Source organism: Nocardia sp. NPDC005825 (genome assembly GCF_040630175.1).
Lineage (GTDB): Bacteria > Actinomycetota > Actinomycetes > Mycobacteriales > Mycobacteriaceae > Nocardia.
Genome location: NZ_JBEXXC010000008.1, coordinates 171,208 through 184,856, shown reverse-complemented (window position 1 = coordinate 184,856; position 13,649 = coordinate 171,208). Strand labels below are relative to the sequence as shown.

Sequence of the window (13,649 nt, the reverse complement as noted above, 5' to 3'; positions counted from 1 at the left end):
CGCGAAGGCCCGCATATCCTTTCTGCAACGATGATGGGTATGCGCATCGCTAACCATGTCGTCGATCTGATCGGAAACACCCCGCTCGTCCGGTTGAACTCCGTGGTGGGGCCGAACTCGGGACTGGTGGCGGCGAAGGTCGAGTACCTCAACCCGGGCGGCAGCTCGAAGGACCGCATCGCCGTCAAGATGATCGACGCCGCCGAGAAGGCCGGGCTGCTGAAGCCCGGCGGCACGATCGTCGAACCGACCTCCGGCAATACCGGTGTGGGCCTGGCCCTGGTCGCGCAGCAGCGCGGCTACAAGACCGTGTTCGTCTGCCCGGACAAGGTCAGCGAGGACAAGCGCAACGTGCTGCGCGCCTACGGCGCCGAGGTCGTGGTCTGCCCGACCGCGGTCGCGCCGGAGGACCCGGACAGCTACTACAACGTCTCCGACCGCCTGGTCCGGGAGATCCCGGGCGCCTGGAAGCCGGACCAGTACTCCAACCCGGGCGGCCCGGAATCGCACTACGAGACCACCGGTCCCGAGATCTGGCGCGACACCGAGGGCAAGATCACCCACTTCGTGGCGGGCGTCGGAACCGGCGGCACCATCACCGGCACCGGCCGGTACCTCAAGGAGATCTCCGGCGGCAAGGTCAAGATCGTCGGCGCGGACCCGGAGGGCTCGGTCTACTCCGGCGGCACCGGCCGCCCGTACCTGGTCGAGGGTGTCGGTGAGGACTTCTGGCCGACCGCCTACGACCCGGCCATCCCGGACGAGATCATCGCCGTCTCCGATGCCGACTCCTTCGAGATGACCCGCCGCCTGGCCCGCGAGGAGGGCCTGCTGGTCGGCGGCTCCTGCGGTATGGCCGTGGTCGCGGCGCTCAAGGTCGCCGAGCGCGATCCGGACGCCGTGGTGGTCGTGCTGCTGCCGGACGGCGGTCGCGGCTACCTGTCGAAGATCTTCAACGACCAGTGGATGAGCTCCTACGGCTTCCTGCGCTCGCGCCTGGACGGCACCACCGGCGGCGAGGTGCATGTGGGCGATGTGCTGCGCGGCAAGTCCGGTGAGCTGCCGGACCTGGTGCACACCCACCCGCAGGAGACCCTGCGCGACGCCATCGAGATCCTGCGCGAGTACGGCGTCTCGCAGATGCCGGTCGTCGGCGCCGAGCCGCCGGTGATGGCGGGCGAGGTCGCCGGCTCGGTCACCGAGCGCGATCTGCTCTCGGCCGTGTTCGAGGGCCGCGCCAAGCTCACCGACCCGGTCTCCATGCACATGAGCCCGGCCTTCCCGCTGATCGGCGCGGGCGAGCTGGTCTCGGCCGCGACCAAGCTGCTCGAGAGCACCGACGCCCTGATGGTGGTCGACGACGGCAAGCCGGTCGGCGTCATCACCCGCCACGACCTGCTGGGCTTCCTGAGCACCGACGCACTGGTCTAGTTCACCGCGAACACCCACCGCCCGCCGGAACCCGTATGGTTCCGGCGGGCGGTTCGCTGTCCCGTTCGTGATGCCCGGCGGCGACCTCGGCCAGGTCGGTGAGGCTGGGGCAGCGGCGCAGCACCCGTTCGGTCCAATAGCTGTGCAGCCGAATCCTTTCCCAGTCGCCGGGGCGGATGGGGCCGGGGTGATCCCAGATCGAACTGGCCGCGCGGCCGAGGTCGTGCAGCAGGGCGGCGGCGCGCAGGCTCGCCCGATCGGCGGCGGTCAGGCCCGCGAGTTCGGCTGCGGCGTCGGCGATTTCGGCCACGTGCGCCGAATGTCCCAGCAGGTAGCGGCCTTTCGGATCCACCACGATCGACCGGCGTGGAAGACCACCCGCCGATCGGCTTCGTCCAGACGTTGCTGGGCGGCGACCGCGTCGGCAACCAGGCAGACCGCCAGATCCTTCTCGAACGGCATTCCGGTGGCCAGATCGGTGCTGGGGACAGGGCCGCCGGCACCTCGGTGACCCGGTGGATGCCGTGTTCCGACCTTGATCGGCGCGGTACATCGTTGCGGGGTCTTTATCGGCCGTGAGAGTTGTGGCGTGTGTGATTTGAGATAACCACTGAGATTTGCTGGACCGTTACCAAAGGCCTCCGGAACACCGGTGAAACCCCGCGAAATATGCCAAATGTCGGTATATCGCGATCCGAGGGCGAAATAGTTCTGTGATCTGAAACACTTAGCGGTTTCAATTGAATCACCAGGTCAACGCATGTATTAATGCAGGTCCCAGGGGTGCGCCTGGGGCCGATTCACCTGTCGTTCATCTTTGATTCAAGCTGTGTTCACTATGCGCAACCAAGCTGTGACCTTGTCGGAAACAGACCGCAAGTCTGGATGGCGCAAGGAGATGTGAACACACATGCGGAACGTGATCACCACATCGGTGCGCTGAGGCCCACGGCCGGGAGGCCGTCGCCCTCGCTGTCGCCCTCTAGGTAGGGCGCCAATTGCATAGACCCGTAACGGGTTTCACAACAGCATCCACAACAGCCCGCAGTGTGCAGGTGAGCGTCGGTAGACGCCCGCGTGACCAAGCGCTGCCATTTCAGGCCCGCGAGCCCGAAACCGAACAGGAATCCAAATTCGCCATGCCCAAGAATGTTATGTCTGCTCTCAGTGACCCTGCCAAACGTAGCAAGGTAGTTGCCACCGCTCGGACGGCCGGTGCCGCCGCTCTCGCCCTCGGCGTGTTCGGCTCCATCTTCACCGCCGCCGGCGCCGCCAACGGTGATGTCGAGCCCGCTGCGCTGAAGCAGACCCTGGCCGCCGCCACCGCGCCCGCCGCAACCGTCAAGTTCGCGTCGGCCGGCGAGCACCAGGCCGCGGCTCCGGCCCCGGCCCCGATGCCGGCCCCGGTGCCCGAGGCGGCGCCGGCCCCGGCGCCCGCTCCCGAGCCGGCTCCGGCCCCCGCGCCGCCGGTCTACGCCGACAACCTGGACGGCTGGATCCGCCAGGCGCTGGACATCATGGCCCAGCGCGGCATTCCGGGCAGCTACGACGGCATCTTCCGCAACATCATCCGGGAGTCCAGTGGCAACCCGCAGGCGATCAACCTGTACGACTCGAACGCCGCCATGGGCATCCCGTCCAAGGGCCTGCTGCAGGTGATCGACCCGACCTTCGCCGCCTACCACGTCGACGGCACCCCCTTCGACGTCTGGGATCCGGTCGCCAACATCGTCGCCGCCTGCAACTACGCGGCGCACCGCTACGGCTCGATGGACAACGTCAACAGCGCGTACTGATCCACCGCTCCGGCGTTCGACGACACCACGATGGCCCGCCCGATGAGGGGCGGGCCATTCGTCGTATTCGGGCGGCTGTCCGATCCGATTGGGCAACACTTTCGCAAACCGCCGGATCCAGGGATCGACTCGGCGTATAACGGCCCCGTGGAGCAGTTCCGGCACCCGGCCGGAACAGATAGCGAAGGGACGGGGTCATGCACACCTCGAGTTCGGCTATCGATATCCAGATCGGGCGAGGGCTCTCCGACGCATGGAGTTCCATCGCCACCTGGGTGCCCAAATTCGTCGGGTTCCTGGTCATCCTGCTCATCGGCTGGTTCGTGGCGAAACTCGTGGCCCGGCTGGTGACCCGAATCCTGCACCGAGTCGGCTTCGACCGCTTGGTCGAACGCGGCGGCATCAAGGACATGCTCGCCCGCGGGCGCTACGACGCCACCGGCATCATCGCCAAGCTGGCCTACTACGCGGTGCTGTTGATCACACTGCAGCTCGGCTTCGGCGTCTTCGGCCCGAATCCGGTGAGCACCATGCTGAATTCGGTCGTGGCCTGGCTGCCGCGACTGGCCGTCGGCATCATCATCGTCTGCATCGCCGGCGCCATCGCGCGCGTCGTCCAGGACATGGTGTCGAACATGCTGAGCGGTCTCGACTACGGCCGCATGCTGGGACGCATCGCGGCCGTGTTCATCTGGGGCATCGGCATCATCGCCGCGCTCAATCAGATCGGCGTCGGCACCTCGGTCACCATGCCGATCCTCATCACCGTCCTGGCCACCGTGGGCGGCATCCTCGTCGTCGGTGTCGGCGGCGGCCTGATCCGGCCCATGCAACAGCGCTGGTCGGGCTGGCTGGACACCATCGAGGGTGAGATGCCCGAGGTGAAGGGCCACGCCCAGGCGTATCAGCGCGGCCGCGAGGATGCCGCGCGTCAGCGTCAGGCCCAGGAGGCCATGGCCGCGCAACGGGCCGCCATGGCGCAGCAGCCGACCATGGCGGGTCAGGGCATGGGCCAGATGCCTCCGGGTAAATGGGCCGAACCCGGCAGTGGCGCAATGGGTTACGGACAGCAGGGGTATCAGCAGCAGGGTGGGTACGGGCAGGGCGGCGGCCAGATGCCTCCGCAACAGCCCGGTCAGATGCCCCAGCAACAGCCCGGTCAGATGCCTCCACCGCAGCCCGGGCAGATGCCTCCGCAGCAGACCGGCCAGATGCCGGCGCCCGGAACCGGCCGGATGCCGTCACCGCAGAGCGGCCAGATGCCATCGCAATCCGGCCAGACGCCCCAGAGCGATCAGCCGACGCCCCCGGCGCCGCGCCCCGATCGGGGCGGCCAGCTACCGCCGCACGGCGACCAGGATCGCGGCGACATGTAGCCGACGGTCTTCCGGGGTCAGGGAGCTCTCAGTAGCTCCCTGATCTCGTTTCGGGGTTCAGGAGGCGCGGGCGAGCGAGCAGACGGCGGCCAGGCGGAGATGCAGCCAGTCGGCGTCCTGCCAGTCCAGGGGAGAGCGCGGGAGGGCGGCTTGTTCGGCCTCCCGGAGGTCCTCGAGGATGCCGCGGGCGTACCCGGCGAGCAGCACGCTGACCGGGACCAGGTTGGAGTTCTCCACGCCCAGGTCGAGGATGTCGCGGACGGCGGCGGCGTGCTGATCGATGACCGCGCTGACGCCGGGGAAGACCGCCGCGGCTTCCAGGGCGGGGGCTCCGTGGGTGCGCTGCAGTCGATTCAGGGTTTTACGCGCCGAGACGACGAGCAGAGCGGAGCCGGGCACAAACACCCGGCGATGCTAGCAACCCGCCCGCGGCCCGCGGATCGAGTGTGATATATCACGCATTCATCCGGAAGTCCCGCTCAGCGGAAGGCTTTCGAGCCGGTCAGCGCCTCGCCCAGCACCAGCTGGTGCACTTCCGCGGTGCCCTCGTAGGTGAGCACGGATTCCAGGTTGTTGGCGTGCCGCAGCACCGGGTACTCGAGGGTGATGCCGTTCGCGCCCAGGATGGTCCGGCATTCGCGCGCGATCGCGATGGCCTCCCGGGTGCTGTTCAGCTTGCCCGCGCTGATCTGCTCGTTGGAGATCACGTGCCGGTCCTTGAGCCGCCCGAGGTGCACGGCCAGCAGTTCACCCTTGCCGAGTTCGAGCGCCATGTCGGCGAGCTTGGCCTGGGTGAGCTGGTAGGCGGCGAGGGGCTTGTCGAAAACCTCGCGGGTGCGCGAGTATTCGATCGCGGCGGACAGGCAGTCGCGGGCCGCGCCGAGCGCGCCGAAGATGATCCCGAACCGCGCCTCCGACAGACAGCCCAGCGGTGCCGCCAGGCCCCGCGCCTCGGGCAGCTGCGCGTCGGCGGGCAGCCGGACGCCGTCGAGGGAGAGTTCCGCGGTGATCGAAGCCCGCAGGGACAGTTTGTGTTTCATCTCCCGCGCGCTGAATCCCGGTGTGTCCGTGGGCACCACGAAGCCGCGGATCACGTCCCGCTCGCCCTCGCGCGATTGCGCCCACACGATGGCGACATCGGCGACCGACCCGTTGGTGATCCACATCTTCGAGCCGTCGAGGATCCAGTCGTCCCCGTCGCGTCGCGCCCGTGTCCGCATGCCGCCCGGATTGGATCCGAAATCGGGTTCGGTGAGCCCGAAGCAGCCGATCACCCGCCCGGCCGCCATCTCCGGCAGCCACCGCAGCTTCTGTTCCTCGGACCCGTACTTGTGGATGGCGGTCATGGCCAGTGAGCCCTGCACCGACACCATGCTGCGCACCCCGGAGTCGACGGCCTCCAGCTCCAGGCAGGCCAGCCCGTACGCCGTCGCCGATGTGCCCGCGCACCCGTACCCCTCCAGATGCATCCCCAGCAGCCCGAGCTTGCCCAGCTCCGGAGCCAGCTCCCGCGCCGGGAACGTCCCCTCCTCGAACCATTCGGTCACCCGCGGCCGCAACCGTTCCGCCGCGAACGCGCGCACGGTCTCGCGGATGGCGCGCTCCTCGTCACTGAGCAGGGAGTCGATGGCGAACAGCTCGTCTACGGTGACCATGCGCCCACGATAGGACCGCCCGCGCGAGGCCCACAACGCCGCGCCGATACCGACCCGGGGGCGGGGCGGACCGGCCGCGTCCTTAGGCTGTTCGCATGAGCGATCAGCTGGGTTTCTCCACACGGGCGGTGCACGCCGGGTTCGATCCGGACCCTCAGACCGGTGCGGTGAACGTGCCGATCTACGCGAGTTCGACCTTCGCCCAGGACGGGGTCGGCGGCATGCGCGGCGGCTACGAGTACGCGCGCACCGGAAACCCGACCCGGACCGCGCTGGAGGCCAACCTGGCGGCGCTCGAATCCGGCGCCTACGGGCGGGCCTTCGCCTCCGGTATGGCGGCCACCGACTGCGCGATCCGGGCCAACCTGCGCCCCGGCGACCACATGGTGATCCCGAACGACGCCTACGGCGGCACCTTCCGGCTCATCGACAAGGTGTTCACCCAGTGGGGCATCGAGTACTCGGTCGCGCCGATCTCCGACGTGGACGCGGTGGCCGCTGCCATGCGCCCCAACACCAAGCTGGTGTGGGTGGAGACCCCCACCAACCCGCTGCTGAACGTCGGTGACATCGCGGCGCTGGCCGAGGTCGCTCACGCGGGTGGCGCGAAGCTGGTCGTGGACAACACCTTCGCCTCCCCGTACCTGCAGCAGCCGCTGCTGCTGGGCGCGGACATCGTGCTGCACTCGACCACCAAGTACCTGGGCGGTCACTCCGACGTGGTCGGCGGCGCGCTCATCACCAACGACCAGGAGCTGGACACCAAGTTCGCGTTCCTGCAGAACGGCGCGGGCGCGGTCCCCGGCCCGATGGACGCCTTCCTCACCCTGCGCGGCATCAAGACCCTGGCCCTGCGGATGGATCGGCACTGCGACAACGCCGAGACCATCGCCGAGTTCTTGGCCAACCACCCCAAGATCGCCCAGGTCATCTACCCCGGCCTGCCCGAGCACCCGGGCCACACGGTGGCGCAGAAGCAGATGCGGCGCTTCGGCGGCATGATCTCGGTGCGGGTGCACGGCGGCAAGGAAGCGGCGCTGGAGTTCTGCTCCAAGACCAAGATCTTCACCCTGGCCGAGTCCCTCGGCGGCGTGGAATCGCTGATCGAGCACCCGGGCGCCATGACCCACGCCTCCACCGAGGGCTCCGCCCTCGAGGTCCCCGCCGACCTGGTCCGCCTCTCGGTGGGCATCGAGGACATCAGCGACCTGCTCTCCGACATCGAGCAAGCCCTCGCCTGATCGAAAACATGAAGCGCCGCACCAAGATTTGGTGCGGCGCTTCGTCGTTTGCTCGCTCCCAACCGCCGGCACGGGTGGGACCGTCAACGGCTCTCTGCCGCCCGCTGAAGTCGCGGAGAGGCGGGGGAGCTGTCAGCTGTGGTAGGGCTCCGCGGAGACCAGGGTCACCTTCATGGTCTTGCCGTTGGGCAGAGTGTATTCGCGGGTGTCGCCGACCTTGGCGTCGATGAGGGCGCCGCCCAACGGGGAGTTGGGGGAGTAGGTCTCGAGGTCGGTGCTGCCGAGGCCCTCTTCGCGGGTGGCGATGAGGAAGGTTTCGGTGTCGGACTCGTCGCCGTCGTAGTAGACCTTGACGACCGAGCCGGGCAGGGCGACGCCGGACTTGGTGGGCGCGACGCCGACCTTGGCGTTGTTCAGCAGTTCCTGCAGCTGGCGGATCCGCGCCTCCTGCTGGCCCTGCTCTTCACGCGCCGCGTGGTAACCGCCGTTCTCCTTGAGGTCGCCCTCTTCACGGCGCTCGTTGATTTCGGCCGCGATGACGGGACGGTTGGCGATGAGCGCGCCGAGTTCGCTCGTGAGCCTCTCGTGCGACTCCGGGGTCAGCCAAGTCACGGTCTCAGTCATCTCGATCACTCCCTAGTAGTTGTCCCCGGCAAGCCGGGATTCCCTGATGCCCGCTCCTGAAACCCATCCGGAGATGGGCACACAGCAGCAATGGACAGCCAGAGCGATCCCTGGGGAGAGTCCCGACAGCGCCGGCCGTCAATGCAGCAAACACGGCTCCGAACGCCGGAACCGTGTATCGGGTCATTTTAGCACGATTTGAAAATGCGCAGGTAGAAGCGGCAATGCGGGTCGCATACCCGACTTTTCACCCGGCGCGCAGGTAGGCCGGCACATGCTCGGTGCAGCCGTAGACATTGGCCGCGCCGGCCCGGCGGGCGGTCTTGATAGTGGTGTCCATGCGGACGGTGCCGGCGTCGGAGCCGGGAACCAGGATCTCGCGGCGGCCGACCTCGTCGGTGTCGCCGTCCATGGCGCGCACGATGCAGGCGACCGCGGTGCCGGGATCCTTGCGGGTCACCTTGAACTCGATGGTGGTGGTGGAGTCGTCGACGACGGTGTAGCCGAGGCGTTCCGGTTCGATGTCCTGCGGCCCGTAGGTGCGGAAGCCCAGGTAGGCGACCACGAGTCCGCCGACGAGGACGATCGGTCCGAGGGCCCAGGGCAGCCAGCGGCGGTTCTTCCGCGGCTTTATCCCGTACCTGTCGGCCGGTCTTTCGCTCATATCGGGGACGCTCCCGGGGGGTAGGTCGGAACAAACAACGATCGGATGGAACTATAGGGAATGGATATCCGATGCCTGTGTCTGGACTCGGCACGTGCCAATTGATACAGCTCGACGCTACGAGGTGAAACGTGATCGGTGAGGTGAACGAGAAGTGAGTGGTCTTCGCCTCATGGCGGTGCACGCCCATCCCGACGACGAATCCAGCAAGGGCGCGGCCACCACCGCGCGCTACGCCGCCGAAGGCAACGAGGTGCTGGTCGTCACCCTCACCGGCGGGGAGCGCGGCGACATCCTGAACCCCGCCATGGACACTCCCGGCGTCAAGGACCGCATCACCGACGTCCGCCGCGAGGAGATGGCCGCCGCCGCCGAGGCGCTGGGCGTCCGCCAGACCTGGCTGGGTTTCGTGGATTCCGGTCTGCCGGAAGGTGATCCGCTGCCGCCGCTGCCCGAGGGCTGCTTCGCGCTGGTGCCGCTCGAGGAGGCCGCGGAGGCGCTGGTGCGGGTGGTGCGCGAGTTCCGTCCGCACGTCATCACCACCTACGACGAGATGGGCGGCTACCCGCACCCGGACCACATCATGTGCCACCGGGTGTCGGTCGCGGCCTACGAGGCCGCCGGTGATCCGGAGCGGTTCCCCGACGCGGGTGAGCCCTGGACGCCGCTGAAGCTGTACTACGACCACGGCTTCAGCCTGGCCCGGCTCGAGGTCTTCGCCGCCGAGTACGAGCGCATCGGCGAACCGTTCCCCATGCAGGAGTGGATGGACCGGATGCGCAAGTACGCCGCCGAGCGCGGCGACATCATGGCCCGGGTGACCACCCAGGTCGAATGCGCCAAGTACTTCCCGGCGCGGGACGACGCGCTGCGCGCCCACGCCACCCAGATCGACCCCAACGGCGCCTTCTTCGCGGTGCCGACGGAGATGCAGCAGCGGCTGTGGCCGACCGAGGAGTTCGAGCTGGCCAAGACCCGCGTCAAGACCGCGATCCCGGAGACCGACCTGTTCGCGGGCATCGACGACGCCGACACCGAGGACGCCGCCCGATGATGATCACCCTGCTCGCTCAGACCAACAATTCGCCGACCGGCCCGGAGTTCGGCAAGGCGTCGCCGCTGGGGCTGGTCATCGTGCTGGTGTTGCTGGCGGGCACGATCCTGCTCATCCGGAACATGAACAAGCACATCAAGAACCTGCCTACCGAGTTCTCCCCGGAGCACCCGGAGGCGGATCAGGAAGCCGACGAGGGCACCGAGCACGGGATCGCCGCGCAGGAGGACGACGACGCGTCGCCGCGCAGCGAGTCCAAGCCGGAAGCCACCAACGGCACGGCCTGACCCCGACGATGTGCAGCGCCCCCGGTCGACGGACCGGGGGCGCTGTCGTTTCCCGGCGCCCGGAACAATTCCGGTCACGCCGCCGTTTTCGCTCCGGAGAGCGAAACAGCCGGAGTGGAAAGGGAAATCGCGATGCCGAGCCCGGAGATGCGCGAGTTCATCGAACAGTTCGAGCAGCGCCGGGCGGCCCGGCCCGATACCCCGCCGGCGCTGGCGGAACTCCGGGCCGGTTTCCTGCCCGCGGGCCGGAAGTACGAGGTTCCCGATGATGTTCGGGTGAGCGCGGTGTCGGCGGCGGGCGTCCCCGCGTACTGGCTGGACGCGCCGGACACGTCGCCGGACCGGGTGCTGGTGTTCGTGCACGGTGGCGGCTTCACGCTGGGCTCGCTGGACAGTCACGGCGAGCTGGCGGCGCGGCTGGGGCGGGCGGCCGGGGCGCGGGTGGTGTTCCCGGAATACCGGCTGACGCCCGAGCATCCGTATCCGGCGCCGGTCGAGGACATCCGCGCGTTGTGGCGCTGGCTGCGGGAGGACCAGGGTGTAGCCGCGAGTTCTGTTGTGCTGGTGGGTGATTCGTCGGGCGGCAATCTGATCGCGGCGCTGCTGCTGGAGTTGCGGGACGCCGGGGCGGAGCTGCCCGCGGCGGCGGTGCTGCTCTCGCCCGCGTTGGATATGAGCGGGTCCGGTGTCTCCATGACCGAGCGTGATGGGCAGGACGCGATCTTCACGCCGGGCATGCTGCGCGGGATCTTCGCGACCTATCTGGACGGCGCGGATCCTCGGATCCCTTCGGCCTCACCGCTTTTCGGGGATCTGGCCGGGTTGCCGCCATTGCTGATCCAGGCCGGGACGGCCGAACTGCTGCTCAGTGATGCCGAGGGTTTCGCGGCCGCCGCGCGCGAGGCGGGCGTGGAGGTGGCGTTGACGCTGGGTGAGGGTCTCCCGCACGTCTACGTGATCATGCGCGACACCCCGGAAGCGGCCGCGGCGACCGAGGAGATCGCGGCTTTCGTGCGCAAGCGACTGGGCTGAGCCGGTTTCGGTCCGGGGTCGCCCGGTCTCACTCGAGGGTCGGCTGGTCGTAGAGCGTGAATCCGCCCTTGCCGTCGGTGTCCATGCCGAGGAATCGCCCGGCGTGGAAGGGATTGTTGGCGAGCAGCCGGACCACCGTGTTGTCCGGATCGAAGAGGTCGAGGACCGCGCCGTACTCGCCGCGGTCGAAGACCTCGCCGCGGGTGTAGTCGAGTTCGTCGGCGCGGGCGGCGAAGGCGTGCAGGTCGTCGACGGAGTCGACTTCCAGCGCGAAGGCGTCGAACCCGCCGAGATCCGGTTGCCCGGCGCAGTATTCGCGTTCGCGCAGCGCGATGCCGAATCCGCTGGGGTGCATGAGCTGCGCGCCGCGCAGGTCGCCCTCTTCCCGGAATTCCCCGGCCAGGCGCAGGTCCAGGAGGTCGGTGTACCAGGCGACGCTGCGCGCCAGGTCGCTGACCGGCAGCTTGACGTGGCGGATGCGGACGAGTCCGGCCATGGTGGCTCCTGATTCGGTGCGCGCGGTGTCGTGGGGCGGGAACCCCGCAAGGATGCCACTTCCCGGCCGCCGTGGCGTGGAACGACGCCGAAAACGCCGGTCCTGGAATACCTCTGGGGGGTATGTGGTTGCGGTGAGTCCACGCTCGATCTCGTCAGAAGGTGGCATTCATGGCTACGCCGACCCTGGACCGGTCCGCCGACGCGGCCAATACCGTTTCCTCCCATGTGGTGGGGGTGATGGTGGAGGCGGCTCTGCGGGCCGGGGCCGACAAGGAGCAGCTCGCCCGGCTGCTCGGCCAGGATCCGGCGCTGCTGTCCGACGACGCGCTGCGCATCTCGACCCTGAAGGTGTCGCGGCTGTGGGAGTTGCTGTACGGGCTGGCCGGGCCCGAGGCCGGCGTCCTGGCCGCCGAACGGGCCGAGCGCGGACGGCTCAATGTGTGGGATTACCTGATCGGCACCGCGCCGACGCTCGCCGAAGGGCTGCGGGATGCCGCGCGCTACAACAACGCCATCTGCGACCGCCGCGTCGACCTCGAGGTGATCGAGGACGGCGCACTGCTGACCGTGCGCTACGGCATCTTCCCGCACGCGGGCGCCGCGCAGACCGCGCACCGGGAGTTCGTGATGGCCGTGATCGTGCGCCGCGCCACCGAGAGTTTCGGCGCGGCGGGGCTTCCCGTCCGCGTCGACTTCACCCACCCGGCCCCGGCGGACCGCGGTTACCTGGTCCGCGCCCTCGGCACCGCGAACCTCCACTTCGGCCGGCCCGCGGACGCCATCACCTTCATGGGCTCCCCGGCCGATGCCGGGCGGACCGCGAGTGACCCTGTCCTGCAAGCGATCCTGCGCTCCCACGCCCAGCAGGTCATCGACTCGATCGCGTCCGAACCGGGGTGGCTGGACGCTTTTCGCGCGGCTCTGCACGCGACGCTGCCGGACTCCGGCGGGGACGGCGTGCGCCTGGAGAAGGTCGCCCGCGCGCTCCGTCTGAGTGAACGCACCCTGCAACGCCGCCTGGCCGAGCACGGCACCGGCTGGCGCACCGAACTCGAAACCCTCAGGCGCGATACGGCGCTCGCCCTCCTGCGCGACCCGGCCGTGCCGGTCCGCGTGGTGGCTCTGCGGCTCGGCTACCGCGATCACCGGGTCCTGGCCCGGGCCTTCCGTCGCTGGACCGGCCAGTCGCCCGCGGGTTTCCGCCGCAGCCTGGCGCGGTGACCGGGCCCGGCAACGGGATCCACCAGGGCCGGATCAGGCCGGGTCGGCGGTGAGGTGGAGGTAGGCGGTGTCCAGGGGGATGTCGACGGCGAACCAGGCGGCCGGGCGGTCGTCGTCGCGCGGGCACCATGCGGTGGCCACGCACAGGCGGGCGGCCTCGTCGGTGGCCAGGCCGGGCAGGTGCCATTCGATCCGGGCCGGATCCCGGTAGCGGACACCGTATTCGGCGTCGTGGTCGTCGGCATGGATCTGGTGCGCCCAGCTGCCGGGCATGAGGCGCGCGTCCTCGGCCTGCATGGCCAGCAGTTCGGAGTCCGGGCCGCCGATGCACACCATGAAGTGGTCGTTCTCGATGCTCACCGCCGCGAGGCACTCCCCGGTGTCCGGTCCGCTGGTGGTCCCGGCGGGCAGATCGGTCAATTCGGCCGTGAACACCAGTCCGGGGACCGCGCTGTGCGCCTTCACCTGCCAGATCCCGGCCCACAGCGCGACCGGCGCGCCCCCGTCCCAGGCGGGCATCTCGATGCTCCCGACCAGCAGGTCGACGGTGGCGTCCCGATGCCGCCACCGGTGCAGATGCGACCCGTTGGGCAAGCGCCACAGCGTGTTCGGACCGGCGGGCAGCAGCTCCGACCCGACGGTGACGCCGAACCCCACGATCCCGAGCGGGGTGTCGATCACGGCGGGACGACGGTCTACCTGAGCGAGATGGTCGGTGGGGAGCATGAACCCATCATGCAGGGTGTGTATCGGAGCCCGCTGACCGGTTG

16 protein-coding genes are annotated in these 13,649 nt (G+C 68.9%); 9 read left to right on the top strand and 7 right to left on the bottom strand.

What is annotated here, in order from left to right; genetic code table 11:
• Positions 1-39 precede the first annotated feature (39 nt).
• Positions 40-1,431, top strand: coding sequence for a cystathionine beta-synthase (locus ABZ382_RS22420; protein ID WP_357091799.1), 1,392 nt, complete (start codon positions 40-42; stop codon positions 1,429-1,431).
• A gap of 1 nt (position 1,432) precedes the next feature.
• Here the strand turns inward: ABZ382_RS22420 and ABZ382_RS22415 are convergent, their stop codons facing one another.
• Positions 1,433-1,786, bottom strand: a complete 354-nt coding sequence (locus tag ABZ382_RS22415; protein WP_357091796.1) for an HD domain-containing protein — start codon at positions 1,784-1,786, stop codon at positions 1,433-1,435.
• Between the two features lie 11 nt (positions 1,787-1,797).
• Between ABZ382_RS22415 and ABZ382_RS22410 the strand changes: the two genes are divergently transcribed.
• From ABZ382_RS22410 to ABZ382_RS22400, 3 genes are all read left to right on the top strand, one after another.
• Positions 1,798-2,010 carry a hypothetical protein gene (locus tag ABZ382_RS22410; protein WP_357091794.1) on the top strand — a complete coding sequence of 71 codons (213 nt, stop codon included), beginning with the start codon at positions 1,798-1,800 and terminating at the stop codon, positions 2,008-2,010.
• 575 nt (positions 2,011-2,585) lie between these two features.
• Positions 2,586-3,227, top strand: a complete 642-nt coding sequence (locus ABZ382_RS22405; protein ID WP_357091792.1) for a transglycosylase SLT domain-containing protein — start codon at positions 2,586-2,588, stop codon at positions 3,225-3,227.
• A gap of 197 nt (positions 3,228-3,424) precedes the next feature.
• On the top strand, positions 3,425-4,603 hold the full coding sequence (locus tag ABZ382_RS22400) for a hypothetical protein (protein ID WP_357091790.1): 1,179 nt from the start codon (positions 3,425-3,427) through the stop codon (positions 4,601-4,603).
• Between the two features lie 57 nt (positions 4,604-4,660).
• Here ABZ382_RS22400 and ABZ382_RS22395 read toward each other — a convergent pair whose 3' ends face one another.
• Both ABZ382_RS22395 and ABZ382_RS22390 read right to left on the bottom strand, forming a co-directional pair.
• Positions 4,661-5,008: a DUF6401 family natural product biosynthesis protein gene (locus tag ABZ382_RS22395; protein WP_357091788.1), complete on the bottom strand. Its 348-nt coding sequence runs from the start codon at positions 5,006-5,008 to the stop codon at positions 4,661-4,663.
• A 74-nt stretch (positions 5,009-5,082) separates the two neighbouring features.
• Positions 5,083-6,258 carry an acyl-CoA dehydrogenase family protein gene (locus ABZ382_RS22390; RefSeq protein WP_357091786.1) on the bottom strand — a complete coding sequence of 392 codons (1,176 nt, stop codon included), beginning with the start codon at positions 6,256-6,258 and terminating at the stop codon, positions 5,083-5,085.
• Positions 6,259-6,353: 95 nt separating this feature from the next.
• On the opposite strand from ABZ382_RS22390, the gene ABZ382_RS22385 reads away from it, so the two are divergent.
• A complete protein-coding gene (locus ABZ382_RS22385) occupies positions 6,354-7,499 on the top strand; it encodes a cystathionine gamma-synthase (RefSeq protein ID WP_357091784.1) in 1,146 nt (381 codons plus the stop codon).
• Between the two features lie 132 nt (positions 7,500-7,631).
• Here the strand turns inward: ABZ382_RS22385 and greA are convergent, their stop codons facing one another.
• Both greA and ABZ382_RS22375 read right to left on the bottom strand, forming a co-directional pair.
• The gene (gene greA / locus ABZ382_RS22380; protein WP_357091782.1) at positions 7,632-8,123 is read right to left on the bottom strand and encodes a transcription elongation factor GreA; all 492 of its coding nucleotides are present in this window, start codon (positions 8,121-8,123) and stop codon (positions 7,632-7,634) included.
• A 247-nt stretch (positions 8,124-8,370) separates the two neighbouring features.
• A complete protein-coding gene (locus ABZ382_RS22375; protein WP_357091780.1) occupies positions 8,371-8,787 on the bottom strand; it encodes a DUF4307 domain-containing protein in 417 nt (138 codons plus the stop codon).
• Between the two features lie 172 nt (positions 8,788-8,959).
• Between ABZ382_RS22375 and mca the strand changes: the two genes are divergently transcribed.
• The 3 genes from mca to ABZ382_RS22360 all read left to right on the top strand — a co-directional run bounded on the left by mca (position 8,960) and on the right by ABZ382_RS22360 (position 11,160).
• Entirely contained in the window at positions 8,960-9,841 is an 882-nt protein-coding gene (mca, locus tag ABZ382_RS22370; RefSeq protein WP_357092361.1) for a mycothiol conjugate amidase Mca, read from the top strand.
• Positions 9,841-10,128 (top strand): hypothetical protein, encoded by a 288-nt coding sequence (locus tag ABZ382_RS22365; protein ID WP_357092358.1) that lies wholly within the window; start codon positions 9,841-9,843, stop codon positions 10,126-10,128. Before mca ends, ABZ382_RS22365 begins: the two co-directional genes overlap by 1 nt.
• A gap of 132 nt (positions 10,129-10,260) precedes the next feature.
• Positions 10,261-11,160, top strand: a complete 900-nt coding sequence (locus tag ABZ382_RS22360) for an alpha/beta hydrolase (protein ID WP_357091778.1) — start codon at positions 10,261-10,263, stop codon at positions 11,158-11,160.
• Positions 11,161-11,188: 28 nt separating this feature from the next.
• On the opposite strand, the gene ABZ382_RS22355 is transcribed toward ABZ382_RS22360, so the two are convergent.
• Positions 11,189-11,656 carry a VOC family protein gene (locus tag ABZ382_RS22355; protein ID WP_357091775.1) on the bottom strand — a complete coding sequence of 156 codons (468 nt, stop codon included), beginning with the start codon at positions 11,654-11,656 and terminating at the stop codon, positions 11,189-11,191.
• A 170-nt stretch (positions 11,657-11,826) separates the two neighbouring features.
• On the opposite strand from ABZ382_RS22355, the gene ABZ382_RS22350 reads away from it, so the two are divergent.
• Complete coding sequence (locus ABZ382_RS22350) at positions 11,827-12,879, top strand: AraC family transcriptional regulator ligand-binding domain-containing protein (protein WP_357091772.1); 1,053 nt, start codon at positions 11,827-11,829, stop codon at positions 12,877-12,879.
• A 33-nt stretch (positions 12,880-12,912) separates the two neighbouring features.
• Here the strand turns inward: ABZ382_RS22350 and ABZ382_RS22345 are convergent, their stop codons facing one another.
• Complete coding sequence (locus tag ABZ382_RS22345; RefSeq protein WP_357091769.1) at positions 12,913-13,605, bottom strand: hypothetical protein; 693 nt, start codon at positions 13,603-13,605, stop codon at positions 12,913-12,915.
• Between the last annotated feature and the right edge of the window lie 44 nt (positions 13,606-13,649).